General features: G+C 39.3%; 16 protein-coding genes and 1 riboswitch. Of the genes, 8 read left to right on the top strand and 8 right to left on the bottom strand.

Going from position 1 to position 16787, the window contains the following annotated elements; genetic code table 11:
- Positions 1-15 precede the first annotated feature (15 nt).
- The 5 genes from ccoN to PPBDW_RS06685 all read left to right on the top strand — a co-directional run bounded on the left by ccoN (position 16) and on the right by PPBDW_RS06685 (position 6753).
- The gene (ccoN, locus tag PPBDW_RS06705; protein ID WP_036794244.1) at positions 16-1434 is read left to right on the top strand and encodes a cytochrome-c oxidase, cbb3-type subunit I; all 1419 of its coding nucleotides are present in this window, start codon (positions 16-18) and stop codon (positions 1432-1434) included.
- Positions 1427-2035, top strand: a complete 609-nt coding sequence (gene ccoO, locus PPBDW_RS06700; RefSeq protein WP_036796331.1) for a cytochrome-c oxidase, cbb3-type subunit II — start codon at positions 1427-1429, stop codon at positions 2033-2035. Before ccoN ends, ccoO begins: the two co-directional genes overlap by 8 nt.
- Positions 2032-4218, top strand: coding sequence for a cytochrome-c oxidase, cbb3-type subunit III (ccoP, locus tag PPBDW_RS06695; protein ID WP_036794243.1), 2187 nt, complete (start codon positions 2032-2034; stop codon positions 4216-4218). Before ccoO ends, ccoP begins: the two co-directional genes overlap by 4 nt.
- 152 nt (positions 4219-4370) lie before the next feature.
- A riboswitch (Lysine riboswitch) is annotated at positions 4371-4545 on the top strand.
- A gap of 83 nt (positions 4546-4628) precedes the next feature.
- On the top strand, positions 4629-6212 hold the full coding sequence (locus PPBDW_RS06690; protein WP_036794242.1) for a Na+/H+ antiporter NhaC family protein: 1584 nt from the start codon (positions 4629-4631) through the stop codon (positions 6210-6212).
- A 100-nt stretch (positions 6213-6312) separates the two neighbouring features.
- On the top strand, positions 6313-6753 hold the full coding sequence (locus tag PPBDW_RS06685) for a VOC family protein (RefSeq protein ID WP_036794240.1): 441 nt from the start codon (positions 6313-6315) through the stop codon (positions 6751-6753).
- A gap of 86 nt (positions 6754-6839) precedes the next feature.
- On the opposite strand, the gene PPBDW_RS06680 is transcribed toward PPBDW_RS06685, so the two are convergent.
- The 4 genes from PPBDW_RS06680 to PPBDW_RS06665 all read right to left on the bottom strand — a co-directional run bounded on the left by PPBDW_RS06680 (position 6840) and on the right by PPBDW_RS06665 (position 9338).
- Positions 6840-7490 carry a Qnr family pentapeptide repeat protein gene (locus PPBDW_RS06680; RefSeq protein WP_036794238.1) on the bottom strand — a complete coding sequence of 217 codons (651 nt, stop codon included), beginning with the start codon at positions 7488-7490 and terminating at the stop codon, positions 6840-6842.
- A 323-nt stretch (positions 7491-7813) separates the two neighbouring features.
- On the bottom strand, positions 7814-8206 hold the full coding sequence (locus tag PPBDW_RS06675) for a cystatin domain-containing protein (RefSeq protein ID WP_036794236.1): 393 nt from the start codon (positions 8204-8206) through the stop codon (positions 7814-7816).
- Between the two features lie 92 nt (positions 8207-8298).
- Entirely contained in the window at positions 8299-8640 is a 342-nt protein-coding gene (locus PPBDW_RS06670) for a 5-carboxymethyl-2-hydroxymuconate Delta-isomerase (RefSeq protein ID WP_036794234.1), read from the bottom strand.
- 365 nt (positions 8641-9005) lie between these two features.
- Positions 9006-9338 carry a tRNA-binding protein gene (locus PPBDW_RS06665; RefSeq protein WP_036794233.1) on the bottom strand — a complete coding sequence of 111 codons (333 nt, stop codon included), beginning with the start codon at positions 9336-9338 and terminating at the stop codon, positions 9006-9008.
- Positions 9339-9537: 199 nt separating this feature from the next.
- Between PPBDW_RS06665 and PPBDW_RS06660 the strand changes: the two genes are divergently transcribed.
- Positions 9538-10566, top strand: a complete 1029-nt coding sequence (locus PPBDW_RS06660) for a substrate-binding domain-containing protein (protein ID WP_036794231.1) — start codon at positions 9538-9540, stop codon at positions 10564-10566.
- Between the two features lie 63 nt (positions 10567-10629).
- Here the strand turns inward: PPBDW_RS06660 and PPBDW_RS06655 are convergent, their stop codons facing one another.
- Positions 10630-10986, bottom strand: a complete 357-nt coding sequence (locus PPBDW_RS06655) for a DsrE/DsrF/TusD sulfur relay family protein (protein ID WP_036794230.1) — start codon at positions 10984-10986, stop codon at positions 10630-10632.
- A 233-nt stretch (positions 10987-11219) separates the two neighbouring features.
- On the opposite strand from PPBDW_RS06655, the gene PPBDW_RS06650 reads away from it, so the two are divergent.
- On the top strand, positions 11220-11735 hold the full coding sequence (locus PPBDW_RS06650) for a hypothetical protein (protein WP_036794228.1): 516 nt from the start codon (positions 11220-11222) through the stop codon (positions 11733-11735).
- Between the two features lie 90 nt (positions 11736-11825).
- On the opposite strand, the gene galM is transcribed toward PPBDW_RS06650, so the two are convergent.
- The 3 genes from galM to PPBDW_RS06635 form a co-directional block, all read right to left on the bottom strand.
- Positions 11826-12914 (bottom strand): galactose-1-epimerase, encoded by a 1089-nt coding sequence (galM, locus tag PPBDW_RS06645; protein ID WP_413771882.1) that lies wholly within the window; start codon positions 12912-12914, stop codon positions 11826-11828.
- Between the two features lie 17 nt (positions 12915-12931).
- Entirely contained in the window at positions 12932-14122 is a 1191-nt protein-coding gene (galK, locus tag PPBDW_RS06640) for a galactokinase (protein ID WP_036794226.1), read from the bottom strand.
- Positions 14123-14186: 64 nt separating this feature from the next.
- Positions 14187-15248 carry a UDP-glucose--hexose-1-phosphate uridylyltransferase gene (locus PPBDW_RS06635; RefSeq protein WP_036794224.1) on the bottom strand — a complete coding sequence of 354 codons (1062 nt, stop codon included), beginning with the start codon at positions 15246-15248 and terminating at the stop codon, positions 14187-14189.
- A 346-nt stretch (positions 15249-15594) separates the two neighbouring features.
- On the opposite strand from PPBDW_RS06635, the gene ebgR reads away from it, so the two are divergent.
- Positions 15595-16572: a transcriptional regulator EbgR gene (gene ebgR, locus PPBDW_RS06630; RefSeq protein WP_036794221.1), complete on the top strand. Its 978-nt coding sequence runs from the start codon at positions 15595-15597 to the stop codon at positions 16570-16572.
- Positions 16573-16787: the final 215 nt, after the last annotated feature.

Genomic DNA, 16787 nt, shown 5'->3' with positions numbered 1-16787 from the left:
TCACAGGTTTTTGGAATGGATATTCAATACAATTATAAAGTTATTAAATACTTCATGGTCACCAGTGTTATTTGGGGGCTAATTGCAATGACAATTGGAGTAATATTAGCGGGGCAACTTTATTGGCCAGCGCTTAATTTAAACTCGGAATATTTTCAATTTGGACGCTTACGACCATTACACACTAATGGTGTTATATTTGGCTTTGTGGTTAATATTTTAATGGGCACCTCACTTTATATCGTTCAACGAACCTGCAAAGTCCCCTTATTTAACCGCTGCTTATCTTGGTTTGTTTACTATGGATGGCAACTCGTCTTAATATTGGCAGTGATCACCCTTCCGCTTGGTTTTACGACATCAAAAGAATATGCAGAGCTTGAATGGCCGATTGATATTTTAATCGCTGTCGTTTGGGTACTGTATGCAATTTTATTTTTTGGCACTATCGCTAAAAGAACTGTCGCTCATATATTTGTCGCTAACTGGTTTTATGGCGCTTTTATTCTCGTTATTGCAATGATTTTTATTGTCAATAATCTTGAATTACCCGTTACTTTTTGGAAATCATACTCTATTTACTCTGGCGCAGAAGATGCGATAGTACAATGGTGGTGGGGACATAATGCTGTCGGCTTTCTCCTTACGGCGGGTATTATCGGCATGAACTACTATTTCATCCCTAAAATATCTGAACGCCCTATTTATTCTTACCGTTTATCTGTCATTCATTTTTGGGGGCTCGTCGGTTTTTATACTTGGGCGGGTACCCACCATCTAATTTATTCTTCTGTGCCAGACTGGTTACAAAATCTTGGGATCGTCATGTCACTAATTTTATGGCTACCATCATGGGGTGGCGCATTTAATAGCATCATGACTTTGCTCAATAATAAACCCAAACTTAAACATGATTACATTATGTGGTTCTTTTTCTCTGCCATTGTTTACTACGCTTTAGCGACGTTTGAAGGCCCATTACTGGCGATTCGATGGTTTAATATGATCGCCCACAACACAGACTGGATCATTGGTCATGTACATTCAGCTGCTCTAGGTTGGGTAGGCATGTCGGCCATTGCGGTATTTTATTACTTTATTCCACGACTGTGGGGCCACCAGCAATTATGGTCTAACCGCCTCGTTAAATGGCATTTTTGGTTGGCCCATATTGGTATTCTTATTTACGCGATTGCGCTATGGATTGCTGGTATTGGTCAAGGTTATATGTGGTTACAACAACAACCTAATGGCAGCTTAACCTATAGTTTTGTCGATGCAATGAACTTTTCTTCACCATGGATGCTGGCACGTTTCATTGGTGGGGTTAGTTTTGTGCTGGGTTTAGTATTAATGATATACAACCTTTACCGCACCCTTAGACAGCCTTTAACAACAACGTCCTCAACCGAGGAGGTCAATGATCATGCTTAATAAAGATTTCACGCAATCGGTGCTTATCTTAATTATTTCCACCGTCATTGTGGCCAGTTTTTCTTTTCTAGTTTGGGTACTGCCTGCTTTTTTTTATCAAGATAAATTAATTGCAGAATCAAGTGCCAAACCACTCACTGCACTCGAAGTTGAAGGGCGCGATATCTATATTAGTGAAGGCTGCCACACTTGCCATACCATGATGGTACGGCCTTTAGATGCCGAAGTGAAACGCTATGGTCGTTATAGCCGTGAAAGCGATGATATTTATGAATTTCCTAACTTATGGGGTTCTAAACGTACTGGCCCAGATCTTACGAACCTTGGCCGTAAATATTCCGATCAATGGCATGCAATTCACCTTAATAATCCTCGCCATGTCGTACCGACGTCAATTATGCCAGCTTATCCATGGTTATTTGAGCAAGTACTGGATGGCGAAGATGCAGAAGCCAAGCTCAAAGCATTACGTACACTTGGTGTGCCTTATAACGACCGCGAAATACAACAAGCGCGTTTGGCGGTTAAAGGCAGTACCAAAGCAGAAGCACTGATAGCCTACTTACAAAGTTTGGGACAAGATCAGGGAGTACAGCAATGAACACTTTCTGGAGCAACTGGGTTATTATATTAACCTTACTCTTTCTGATTTTTATGATCATCGTCGTGGCGTATTACTGGCGTAAAAACCATACAGCAGATAAAGAAAATACCGTTGATAGCTTTGATAATATTAAAGAAAATGATGCAGCTGTACCTAAGTTGTTATTGTTTTCTTATTTTATCGCTTTTGTGTTAGCCGCTGGATTTTTAGTGCTTTATCCCGGTTTAGGTAATTGGCAAGGATTAATGGATTGGAAATCAACCAGTGAAGCTACTCAACCTCACCCTACCAATTTACAAAAACAAATCACACAAGCAAAACTCAATGGCAGTTCATACCAACAGCTCAGCCAAGATGCCACAATAGTAAATGCTGGTAACGCACTGTTCCAAACACACTGCGCAGCCTGTCATTTAAGTGAAGCTGAAGGCCAAACACACTTCCCTAACCTTTCTGATAATGTGTGGCTTTATGGCGGTACAGATAAAGACATTCATCACTCAATAACGAAAGGCCGAAATGGTGTCATGGCAGGCTGGAAAACTATTTTATCCGCAGAAGACATTAATCATGTCGCAACCTATATTGCCTCTTTACAGGCTGATCGTATTATTTCTGCACCAGCCTTTGCCTTACAACAAGGTAAAACCGTATTTAATAAAAACTGCACCAGTTGTCACGGAAGTAATGCCCAGGGCAATCAATTACTCGGCGCCCCCAATTTAGCGGATAACATTTGGCTCCATGATGGCAGTATTGAAGGTATTATTCATACCATTAACAACGGCTTAAATAACGTTATGCCGGCTTTTGAAAATCAACTGTCAGAGGTAGAAATCCAAGCGCTTGGTGCTTATATTCGTCATCAACACACTCTTCGCGCGAATGAACTTGCGAATTTAAATAAAGAGTTAATCACTAAAGGTCAATATTTAGCTTATGCTGGTGATTGCGTTGCTTGTCATACTGGCGAAGGCGGTGAATTATTTGGCGGTGGGCTGGGGTTTGTCACGCCTTTTGGTACTATGTATTCAACCAATATATCATCACATCCCGATTTTGGAATTGGTGATTATACCTACTCTGAGTTTTATGATGCACTGCATAAAGGTAAAGGTAAACATGGTTACCTCTACCCTGCGATGCCTTATTCTTCTTATCAATATGTAACAGATGACGACACCAAAGCATTATGGGCATATATGCAATCCCTCAATTACGTTAATACTCGTAATCGTAATAATCAAATGATGTTTCCCAGTAATATTCGATTAGGTTTGCTAGGTTGGAACATCGCCTTTCTTAACACTGATCCATTAGAATACCCAGCCAACAGCACTGAATCTTGGCGTCGAGGTAAATACCTCACTATGGGGTTAGGCCATTGTTCTGAATGTCATACTCCAAGAAATATAGCGCAAGCCTTAATTAGTGATAAGTTATTTCAAGGTAATTTAATTGATGGCTGGATGGCACCAGACATTACCGCCACAGAACTTTATCAAGATCGTTGGAGCATTACTTCACTCACTGATTTTCTAAAAACAGGCCATTCAGAAAAAGGCACTGCATTTGGTGGCATGGCTGAAGTAGTGAAAAACAGCACCCGTTACTTAACCCGTGATGATGTCAGTGCGATTGCTGAATATCTCATTACTGGTGATAAATACAACGTACTTGATAAATCCGTTGGTCAAATCACACCGCCTGGTTTTGGCGACTTAATTCCAGCACAAGTCAATGTTCAAGATCCTAATTTAGAAGGTTCAGCTACAGATCCACTCAAAAAGGAACAACAACTTTACGGGTTATATATTCAAACTTGCGGCGCTTGCCACGGCGCTGACGGCAAAGGTCGTGAGGGCATTGCCCCCACGCTGCTAAATAATGGCATTATTATGCATAAAGACCCTTATGATACGATTGCAGTAACCATTCGAGGCCTTGTACCTAATTACTTAGAGCAAGAAATTGACTTTATGCCGATGAGCAGTTTTAACACCGTTCTAAATGATGCAGATTTGGCACAATTAATTACATTTGTACGTCAAAAATTAGGTGGTAGAGACATTCCAATCACAACAACCCAAGTCACCAAAATTCGCACCGATCTTATCAAGGCTGGATTTGCTGGAAATATTCATAACCTTACTCAACCAATGAATAATAATCCTGAATAACGAAACAATATGCAACGATAACGAAATAACATTCAGCTAACTGATTGAAACCACGATCAGTTAGCCGACTTGATGAAATTTAAACCTATTACACATTTATGCGTTTTTTTTTATTGCTTGTGAAAAATATATCGGTATAGTCAAGCCTTAATCCTTTGAGTAGAGGCGCGCTGCCTAAGAGTATTCGGTTGGAGGGAGATCCCCAATGAAAGCCGAGGAAAGGAGTCAGCGCCGAAGTGATTATTGAGTCATCAATGATCGCTGGTTCTGTATTTAAGAAGTGCAGAACTGCCATAGTTATTTTGTCTATGGAGCGCTACCCTAAGGGATAAGAAGTATTATTTCTCAAGAAATCTGTTTCTCTATCCTTTCGGTAGATCTCCACCTTATTATAGGTGTTTAAGAGATCCATGAATTTAATCCAATATTCTGATTCACTATTATCAGTGGTACCTGCACTACTGGCAGTTATTCTTGCAATTACTACCCGCCGCGTATTGTTATCTTTAGGCGTGGGCATAATTGCAGGATCAATCCTTCTAAATAATTACAACCCACTCGCTGCACTACAATATCTTTTACATCAAATTCTTGGCTTAGTTTGGGCTGATGGTGCTGTCAATACCAGTAACGTTAACATGTTGTTATTTATGTTATTACTGGGCGGATTGATTAGCTTAATGACCGCAACAGGGGCAACTAAAGCCTTCGCTGAATGGGGTGTTCGTCGCTGTAAAGATCGTCGCAGTGCGAATATCTTAACGGGTATGATGGTATTTGCTTTTTTCATTGATGACTTTTTTCATAGCTTATCTGTTGGGCCCATTTGTCGTCCTGTGACTGATCGCTTTCAAATTTCACGTGCGAAATTGGCTTATCTGCTTGATTCAACTGCAGCGCCTGTATGTGTAATTACCCCTATCTCATCATGGGGCGCATATATCATCGCTATTCTAGGTGGGATTTTAGTCACTAATGATATTACCGAAACTAGTCCTATATCATTGTTCGTACAAATGATTCCAATGAACCTGTATGCTGTATTTACCTTATTAATGGTACTTGTAGTTATCACATTCCAGCTTGATATTGGCCCAATGCGCAAGCATGAAGAACGTGCTCGTGAAGGTCAACTTTGGGATGAGTCTAAAGGTCACCCTAAAGGGCTAGAAATCACCACCGAAGGTGAAGGTAATGGCACCATGGTTGATATGGTCTTACCTATTCTAACTCTAACAGTTACTAGCGTTATGTTTATGATCATAAGTGGTGCTGATGTATTAGCAGCTAAAGGTCAGGCATTTACTCTAATTGGATCGCTAGAACATACAGATGTTGGCTCATCATTAGTTTACGCTGCATTATGTAGTCTTGCGGTATCAATTGTATTGGCACTACGCTTAAAATTACCATTAAAAACATGGTTAACGGCTGCGCCTCAAGGCGTTCAAGCGATGATGCCTGCAATTATCATTCTGTTATTTGCATGGACAATTGGTACTGTTGTTAGTGATATGGAAACTGGACAATACTTAGCATCATTAACTAAGAATGGTTTACCCGTTGAGTTACTACCAGCACTAGTGTTCTTACTATCGTGTGGAATGTCTTTTGCAACCGGTACTAGCTGGGGCACATTTGGTATCATGCTACCACTAGCTGGTGATATGGCTATTGCGAGTGATGTTAACCTACTCATGCCTATGCTATCTGCAGTCTTAGCAGGCTCGGTATTTGGTGACCACAGTTCACCTATCTCAAGCACCAGTATTTTGTCAGCAACAGGTGCTGGTAGTCATCATATGGATCACGTAATGACGCAGTTACCTTATGCATTAATTGTCGCTTTTGGTGCTTTCCTTGGCTACCTTGCAATGGGGATTACTGGTTCAACGATTATGGGTATCGCTGTAAGTTCAGTATGGTTTATTGGCAGCTGTGTTTACCATGTACGTCGAGATAAGAAACAACAACTAGTAACGGCGACCAATTAAAAAGAACCGTTATTAGCTAAAATCCCCGTTCGTTTTTGCACTTATTTGATTTATTCTATAGTGCTAAACATCGGGGATTTTTTTGATCTGGAGATAAGCAATGGAATATTTGCACACTATGGTACGAGTCAGCGATTTAGACGCCTCACTGGACTTTTACTGCAACAAATTAGGACTAGTCGAAACTCAGCGTAAAGAAAGCGAGCGTGGACGTTTTACGCTGGTATTTTTAGCTGCACCAGCGCAAGTAGAAGCTGCAACTCAAACACAATCACCCTTATTAGAGTTAACTTATAATTGGGATCCAGAGGCCTATAGCGGCGGTCGTAATTTTGGCCACCTTGCCTTTCGTGTTGATGATATTTATCAGTTATGTCAACGGTTACAAGACCATGGCGTTATTATCAACCGTCCACCACGTGATGGTCATATGGCTTTTGTTCGTTCACCTGATGGCATCTCAATTGAGCTACTTCAAAAAGGTGAGCCATTATCCCCTGCTGAACCATGGATTTCATTACCAAATAGCGGCGAATGGTAAGCTTTAATTCATTGTGCGCCACAGGTCAATTTACTGTTCCTGTGGCAAACTGCACAACTTAGCCTAACTTATTTTAAAACAAGCAACTATAAAACAACGATCCCTAAATTACTCAACAGTTGCTCTTGCTGCCAGTCACTAATTTGAGCCCCTTCTAAAGAGACACGTCGCACATCAACGTTTTCTAAATCAACATGGCATAAATTAGTTTCTTTAAATATTGCCTGTTGCCATTGTTCACTTGAAAATTCACCACGACTTAAATCAGAACCTTTAAATGATACTCCGATTAAGTTTGCCCCACGCCAACGGTTTTCAAATAGCTCACACTTCTCTAACATCAGGCTTTCTAAATTGGCATAACTTAAATCACAGCCCGAAATAAATGCTGAACAAAAGAAAGTGCTTTGAGTAATATAATTAGCAAAAGAAGCATAATGAAAATCAGCCCCTTTAAGGTTACATTGACGTAATTCTATGCCAAAACATTGTGCATTTCTAAAATTTGCCATTGCGAGATTACAACCTTTAAAACTGGCATCTTTTAATTTTGCATAGGCAAAACTACAGCCTTCAGTTTCCCCTGCTTCAATAAAGCTACAATCAATAAAACAAGCATCAGTTAAATTGGTACGCGAAAAATCACAGCGGTAAAACTGACACTGTTCAAAGGTTGCTTCGCTTAAATCTTGATGAGAAAAAACCTCACCATCAAACTGTTTTTTTGCAACATGCATCAATAATTACTCTCTTCAAATTTAACCCTAATGGTTCTATCTTAATAAAAAAAAACCATTCATGACCAGTAGAAAAGACTATAAAATTATTATTTTTTCGCGCTCACCCAAACAGTCTTATATGGGCAATATAAGGCTATTCTTTGCCGTTATTTTTCAATATGAATACCGCCGCCTTGTTTTTCATCTTATGTTTAATTTTCGCAATATAAGCGCGCCTAAAATCGACATAAAAAAAAGCCGCTATTATTGATAGATTCTCAATAACAGCGGCTGTTTTTTTATTCAAACAAGCGATCAAATAACAACCACTCAGTTATGCGTTAGTTTTTTACATCACAGTTTGAAACTGCGTTATTGGCCTTATCAACATGCTCAACAGTATAAACATTTTTTAAACTGCGGAAGACTTTTGCGGTATATACGTCATTATTTTCAAGTGAAAATGTCACGTTATAATTCATACCAGCGACAACTTGTTGAGTAACATGTAAGACATTTTTTAATTGATGATCACCAGCGATATCTTTTACCGCGGCTTGTGCCGCAGCTGTTACCTCAGGTGTAATTTCTCCCTGCTGCCAACCACCAGGAATTGCTTGAGTATAATCACACCCCGTTTGCATATTTGCCTCTTTAGTCGTTTTAATATCTTGCGCACTACACGCCACTAACGCTAATGAGCCCAAAGCAACAACCAGAAGTTTCTTATTCATAACTTTTCCTAATTTATACAAGACCTATTTATAACAACATAAAAACAGTGTTCATTGCAAATAAAATTGAATAGCCAATGAAATATGCAAATTTATACAACGTATTTTCGATAAGATTGCTGGTTGATATCTTCGATTTCAACACTGATTGCAATATCAGAATTAAACATCGCAGCAACATGGTGCAATAATACTTCTGATAACAAATCTTTTTGCTCTTCAGTACGACCCGGCAAAATTCTTATCGTAATATGAATAAATGGTTTTTCAGTTGCACCCGTACGATAAAGCTCATAAGGAATAAGGCGAGTTTTAATATCTTCTTCTTCAAAAATACCTGAACTAAAAATAGAAAAATGTGTAGTTGTCATTAACTCGGTAAGATCTATTTGGGTTTCTAAATCCTTCGCATACTCGACGATACAATGCGGCATGTTGTTGCTCCTAACTAAAGTACAAGCTAATATTTTTGACGTTACCACACAATAAATGTCATAACTGCTTAACATCGCTAATATTAGTTCACCAAATTAAGTTTTAATGGCCAATATATTAATCTGTGATCAACACCCTATTTTGATGGTAAATATTTGATACAAGACAATATATTCCCCCAACGGATACCTGCACCTTCAGTGTCATTCCTGACACGAGCCTTTCCTGTCATTCCCGACAGCGAGGAAAGAGCAAGATAGAGAATCTACTGTCCACGCGTTGCAGAGTCATTGTTTGTGTGAATATTAAAAAGCAGGGTAATACATCCACCACTACCCTGCTTTCATTATGTAACCATTACCAATTAAACAATTTTAACGCCCGTCGTCATTAAACGCTCTGGGGTCAATAATACACTCTCGCTTTCATCATCAGTTTCAGCACATAACAACATGCACTCTGATGTTTCACCGCGCATCTTAGCTTTGGCTAAATTACACAGCACCACAACTTGCTTACCTAATAATTGCTCTTCAGTGTAATAAGGTACTAAGCTGGTTACGGTTTGTAGTGTCGTATCACCCACTTCAATTTGAACAATATAAAGTTTATCGGCATTTTCATGGCGGACGACATCAATGATCTTTCCGACACGAATATCTAATTTGGCAAAATCTGCGTATGAAATGGTATCCATGGGTTCTCCTTGAGGCTTAACTATTAATTAAGCGAACAAATAATCGCGTACAGTCACTCACGCACTGTTAACGTTTACACTACCAATTAAATATTGATTTACAAAGAATATCATTCCGAATTAGTTAGCTATATCACACTGTTAAATTGCGTTATTTACACAACCGTAGTTTAATAGCTTCAACAGTAAAGAGGTGATCATGGCAACAATCAAAGATGTGGCGAAACTCGCCGAAGTATCGGTAGCAACCGTATCAAGAGTGATAAACAAATCTCCTAAAGCAAGCCAAGCCGCTATTACGGCAGTGACGCAAGCAATGCAAGCGCTTGGTTATCGTCCTAATGCCAATGCTCGTGCATTAGTGAGCCAATCAACTAACACTATTGGTGTGTTAGTTGGTGACGTATCGGATCCTTTCTTTGGCGCAATGATCAAATCGATCGACAATATTGCTCGTCAACATAGTAAGCATCTATTAATTGGTAATGGTTATCATAACGCTGATACTGAACGCGAAGTGATCGAACTCTTAATCAATAACCGTTGCGATACGTTAATTATTCATAGCAAAAGTTTATCTAATGCCGAATTGATTGCTTTTGCGAAAGAAGTACCGGGAATGGTACTTATTAACCGTTTCATTACTGAAATAGCTGATCGTTGTATTGCCCTTGATAACCACCGTGGATCGTATTTAGCCACTGAGCTATTAATTAAACACGGCCACCAGCATATTGGTTATATTTGCTCAAATCATGATATTGAAGATACCACTCAGCGTAAGCAGGGTTATTTAGATGCATTACAAGCACACCAATTAACTGCACCACAAAGTTATATTGAATATGGCACGCCAGATGAAGATGGTGGAGAGATAGCGATGACAAACTTACTCGCTAAAAATCTTCCAATAACTGCAATTGCAGCTTACAACGATTATATGGCGGCTGGCTGTTTATCTGTAGTTGAAGGTAACGGTTTAACGATTCCCAATCAAATGTCATTAATTGGCTTTGATGATGGCTTAATTGCTAAATATCTGCATCCTAAGCTCACGACAGTTCGCTACCCGATTCAAATAATGGCAGAACAAGCAACCCAACTTGCTTTTCAGTTAACAATAGCAGCCAAACAACCCACAACACACGTAATAGAAGCTGATTCGAGTATTACCCATATGTTTGTGCCAACAGTAGTGAAGCGATTATCGGTTGCAGCCCACAGCTAACTGGCTATGTCGCCTCAAAAGAAACACCGCACGAGTGACAACGTCACTCGTGCGGTTTCTTATTTAGAAGGTAAACACTTTATCAGCCGCAAGTGTCCATTCGGCTAAGTCATCCAAAGTGGCAATAACAACATCTTCTATTAAAGGTAAGGCTGTTAATCCACGCGCAGCACAACAGGTTTTACATAGTTTAACTTCGCCGCCTTGAGCTAAAATAATTTCAACCATTTGCTGAATGTCATAACCTTCTGCTGGTGATTGTTTTGCCAAAGCACAAGTTACGGCATCTGACATTAAAAAGATTTTCATCGCAACAGGTTCAGCTTCTTGCTCATTAAGTTTGATAGCTAAACGAAGTGCATTAAACGGCCGTTCAGATCCATAAGGAGCATCATTAATTATCATCAATATGGTTTGCATTATTTTCTTACTCTCTATGATATTTCAGCTCCTGTTTTACCATAAAACTGATTTTCGATAGACATTAATGAATCTAAACTACACCTAATGTGCGTTTTTTATTCTCTAGCAGTATTTTTTGTAATTTTAAACTTTTAAGTACCGCAATAATTTGGCACATTAACGCCCTCAAAGAGCAATTGTATGTTAAATGCATTTGCCATAACCTAATCGTCATTTACAGTGAGCATTCAATGAGCCATCACCTTCAACTAACTTCTGCCCCATCTGTGCTGTTTTTGTTTGGTTTATCGGGTGCTGGAAAGTCATTTGTTGGTGACGTGATTGGTGCACATAATGAGTGGTTTGTTTATCATGCTGATGATGATCTTACTGATGAAATGCGCCAAGTTATTGCAGCTAAGCAGCCATTTACTGAAGATATGCGAGATCAATTTTTCTGTCGCATTGTCGATAAAATTAATCATTACCGCACTATTTATCCTCGCATTGTGATCACTCAAGGTGCATATAAGAAAAAGCATCGTGATTACATTTGCCAGCAGATTGATAATATCGATATGATTTATGTTACGACCTCTGATAAGTTAATCCATCAACGTTTAGAATACCGTATTAATGGTATTTCTAATGCCAGTGCTGAAGCGATTAAACACATTTTTGAAGTGCCAGATGAGAGTGTTAAAAAACTGCATAATGTCGATGGTAAAGAAGAAATTATCCAGCAGCTTAATGCGTTTTATAAATAAGTAAGCGCCAATAAAAACGCCCACAACTTTAACTCATTCAGAGTTTGAGGCTGCGGGCGAAATAGCTGTCAGTATTATGGTTATTAGTGGCTAACGAAACCGATAGCTGGTTAAGTAATGATAATGCTCATTGGGGCGTAATATCGGATTATTATCATGCCATTCAGAGTGATTTGGTGAATCTGGCAGGAACTGTGTTTCAAGCGCAAAACCGCTATGATTGGTATATTCACCACCAAGACGATTCGGACACCCTGCCAAAAAATTCCCCGTATACAATTGCATTGCTGGCTTAGTCGTTAATACATCCATTATTAATGAATCATCTGCCGCCGTTACCGTTGCACAAGCTGTTGTTGCGCGGCGTACATCAGGATGTAATACAAACGAGTGATCGTATCCCTGTGCCTGTTGTTGATCATTATCGATTAACCAATCTTGGCTGATACACTTAAGCTGACGAAAATCAAAGCTGGTTGCTTCAACCTCATTTAGCTCTCCCAACGGGATCCCTTGTTGATCAGTCGGTAAATAGTGATCAGCATTGATCATTAACTTATGTGTTAAACAATCCTGCTCACCATCAGCACCTAATAAATTAAAATAACCATGGTTGGTTAAATTAACGATCGTCGGCTTATCTGTTTCTGCACTATAGCGAATCGTTAATTCATTATTTTCGGTTAACGTATAAGTCACTATCACCTGCAAGTTACCAGGAAAACCCATATCGCCATCCGCTGATAACAAGCTAAATTGCACTTCAGTTGCATTCAGTTGCAACATTTGCCACCGACGTTTATCAAATCCGGTTTCCCCACCATGCAAACAGTTACCACTTTGATTGGTTGATACTTGGTAATGCTCACCATCTAAGGTAAATTGACCTGCTGCAATACGGTTAGCATAACGACCAACCGTTGCCCCTAAATACGCTTGCTGCTGATAAAAATCATTAAGGGTACTTACCCCTAGCAACACTTCTCTAAGGACTGTTTGTTGATTAACCGTTACAGGTACACAACAGCTTAGCCATGTTGCGCCAATATCCATAAGGGTGACAGACATGCCACGTTGATTGACTAACGTAATCAACTTCGCAGGTAAGCCATCTGCCGCCATATCGGTTGTCATAGATTGATGTAACGTCATTACATGTTGGGGTAAGTTATTTAGCATACTCAATCGCCTTTAAATTACGCCACAACCACAAAATTTTCACTAATAACACCAGCGCCAGCCATTGCTTTACATACATAAATTGTTGCTTGCAATCCCGTTGCTGATTGATATTTAGCGCTAATTTCAGCAGTAATCGCATCAACAAATGTTGGCGGTACTAATGCCACAATACAACCACCAAAACCACCACCAGTCATACGTACACCACCTTGCTCGCCGATAACAGCTTTAACCATATCAACCAAGGTGTCAATTTCAGGTACTGTAATTTCAAAATCATCTCGCATTGATGCATGTGACTCTGCCATTAACTGCGCCATCAACGCCATATTGCCATCACTCAATGCAATCGCAGCTTGTTCTGTTCGCATATTTTCAGTAATTACATGGCGAGCGCGTTTCGCAACCATTGGGGCTAATTCAGCTTCACGTTCAGTAAACATTTCTAACGTCACGTCACGTAATGCTGGTACACCAAAGAAGGCTGCCGCTTGTTCGCACTGTGCGCGACGAGTGTTATATTCGCTATCAACTAAACCGCGTTTCTTATTTGAGTTAATAATGACGACTGCCATATCTTCAGGCATAGCAACAGCTGTTGTTTCTAGTGAACGGCAATCAATAAGCAATGCATGATTCGTTTCACCTTCGGCAGAGATTAATTGATCCATGATGCCACAGTTACAACCAACAAATTGGTTCTCTGCTTGCTGACCATTAAGTGCGATCTCTTGCTGGCTAATACTAAGCTCAAATAAGGCCTTAAATGTTTGGCCAATCACCACTTCTAGCGCCGCAGATGAGCTTAAACCAGCACCTTGAGGAACATTGCCACTAATAACAATATCTGCACCACCAAGCACATAACCTCGATCCAATAGACACTTAATCACACCACGGACATAGTTTACCCACATGCACTGTTGATCAAAGGCTAACGGCTGAGTGATATCGAATTCGTTAACTTCATTATCGTAATCAACGGCAACTACACGCACAATATTATCATCACGGCGAGCAGCTGCAACGATCGCTTGATAATCAATCGCACAAGGAAGCACAAAACCATCATTATAGTCAGTATGCTCACCAATCAGATTTACCCGCCCAGGTGCTTGTACAATATGGCTGGCAGCATAACCTAATACTGATGAGAAAACGGCTGATACATTATCAATAAGGTGTTGAGTACGATTTGTTGTCATTATTTTTACCTACTATTACCAAGAGATCATTAAATTCATTAAAGCGATAAAACCAATCTAGCGATTAATCTAAATAGTGCACATCACTCACAGCACGTAATTTTTCGGCTGCTTGCTCTGCGGTTAAATCACGTTGACTTTCTGCTAACATTTCATATCCCACCATGAACTTTTTCACCGTTGCTGAACGTAATAACGGTGGATAGAATAAAGCATGCAGTTGCCAATGATCGGTTGAGGTTTCACTAAAATCACGATCAGATTCAAAGAAAGGTGCGTAATGCCATCCCATTGAATAAGGGAATGAACATTTAAATAAATTATCGTAACGGCTTGTGAGCTTTTTAATCGCCAATGCTAAGTCATCACGCTGTGCTTCCGTTAATTCGTTCATACGACGAATATGGGTTTTCGGTAATAACATAGTTTCAAAAGGCCATGCTGCCCAATAAGGCACAACGGCTAACCAATGCTCAGTTTCCACTACAGTACGTGAACCATCAGCTAATTCACTGTTAACATAATCAACCAATAAATTAGTACCATGCTGCGCATAATATTCGCGTAACAAAGTATCTTTACGGCTAATTTCATTAGGTAAAAAGCTATTGGCCCAAATTTGGCCATGAGGATGTGGCTGCGAGCACCCCATCACTGAGCCTTTATTCTCAAATGCTTGTACCCAAACGTAATCTTGGCCTAATTCTTCAATTTGTTCATTCCACGTATCAACCACGTTACGAATAGCAGTAACAGAAAGTTGAGGTAGTGTTTTGCTGTGATCGGGCGAGAAGCAAATAACACGACTTAAACCACGTGCACTTTGGCAACGAAATAGTGGATTAGTGTTTTCAGGCGCTGATGGCGTATTAGCTGTTAAAGCCGCGTGATCATTATTAAATACATATGTGCCAGTATAATCTGGGTTTACATCACCAGAAACACGGGTATTCGTTGGACATAAAAAACAAGACGCATCATATGGAATATTTGATTCTGGTTGTGGCTGCTCATCAGCACCTTGCCACGGACGCTTAGCACGATGTGGAGAAACAAGTACCCACTGCCCTGTTAACGGATTATAACGACGGTGAGGATGGTCAATCGGATCAAAAAACTCAGACATAATAATTCAGCTCTTGTGATTCTGTAATGCTAAAAAGTCTAAAGTGATTTGCTATTAACTTCCGTGATCAAATGCACGTTATGTAAACGTTTCCACAAAAATAATAATCCATGCGAGATATCACAGGCTTAGATCATATTTATTGCTTATCTAAGCCATATAATTCAATAATTTTAGCAATCTTGGCTCACTATCATTAACAGTAATAATAAAATATTAACGAGCAAACACTGAATTATTCGAGTTTTTTACTAAAAATAGATAATATCATTCTATAAAATATAACAACACATCCCTCAAACACACAGCAAACGTTACTTAGGTTGCAGGGATTGCCGGAGGAAAGATGGCAACATTAAAACAAATAGCAACCAAAGCGGGTGTATCATTAGCTACGGTTTCTCGTGTTTTAAACGACGATCCAAGCCTTAGTGTAAAAGATGAAACCAAACGCAAAATCTTTGAAATTGCAGAACAACTTGAATACACCACAAGCCAATCTCGAAAGACCGCTAAGAAACAAACACTCCATTTCCTTGCTTTGTATAATTACAAGCAAGACGTTGAAGTTGATGATCCTTACTATCTTGCTATTCGACATGGCATTGACACTCAATGTGATAAACTTGGCATCCAATTAACCAATATCTATGAATGTAATATTACCGCAGCGCCTAAAGCCGTTGATGGAATATTATTGATTGGTCAAGTAAGTGAAGACAATCTTACTGCGGTACGTGCCCTATCAAGCAATACTGTTTATGTTGATTATACCGATCACCAAATTGATATTGATTGCATCGACATTGATTTAGAACGAATCAGTAAAGAAGTCATTAATCACTTTACCCAACAAGGCTATCAACGTATTGGTTTCATTGGGGGTCAAGATAATCCAGACAAATATGATATTCGTGAGTTAACTTTTACTGAATATGGGAAACTCAAAGGTGTTGTATCAGATAAAGACATCTATCGTGGTGATTTTAGTAGTCAATCAGGCTATTCATTAGCAAAAGAAATGCTTAAAACGGATCATCCGAGCGCTTTATTTGTCGCATCAGACTCGATTGCAATTGGTGTCTTACGCGCTATACACGAAAGTGGACTTAATATTCCAAATGATATTTCGTTAATCAGCGTTAATGATATTCCAACGGCAAAGTTTACTTATCCACCATTATCAACCTTTCGTATCCATTCAGAACTAATGGGATCTCAAGGGGTTAATTTATTATTAGAACGTAGCCGTGATGGCCGAACCATTCCGTTACGTGTCTTTGTTCCAAGCCAATTAATTTTGCGTGACACAACAAAAAAATAAAATAACACATTGATAATAAAAATAAAAACGACATTTCTCATGTCGTTTTTTTTTGCTTTAAAAATAGATATCTTAGTAAAACAAGAGCAAGATCACTCAAATAAACCACTGTGATTGTTTTTTTGTCGGCGACCTCACAAAGCTCAAAACAGAATGTGACCAAGTTAATACAAAAATGTTTTACCTGTATTTTTTAGTAAAACTTTACTTAATAA

Origin of the sequence: Photobacterium kishitanii (assembly GCF_000613045.3) — a bacterium.
GTDB classification, from domain to species: Bacteria; Pseudomonadota; Gammaproteobacteria; order Enterobacterales; family Vibrionaceae; genus Photobacterium; species Photobacterium kishitanii.
Note: the sequence above shows the minus strand (reverse complement) of the source record. Positions and strands in the feature narration are given on the sequence as shown.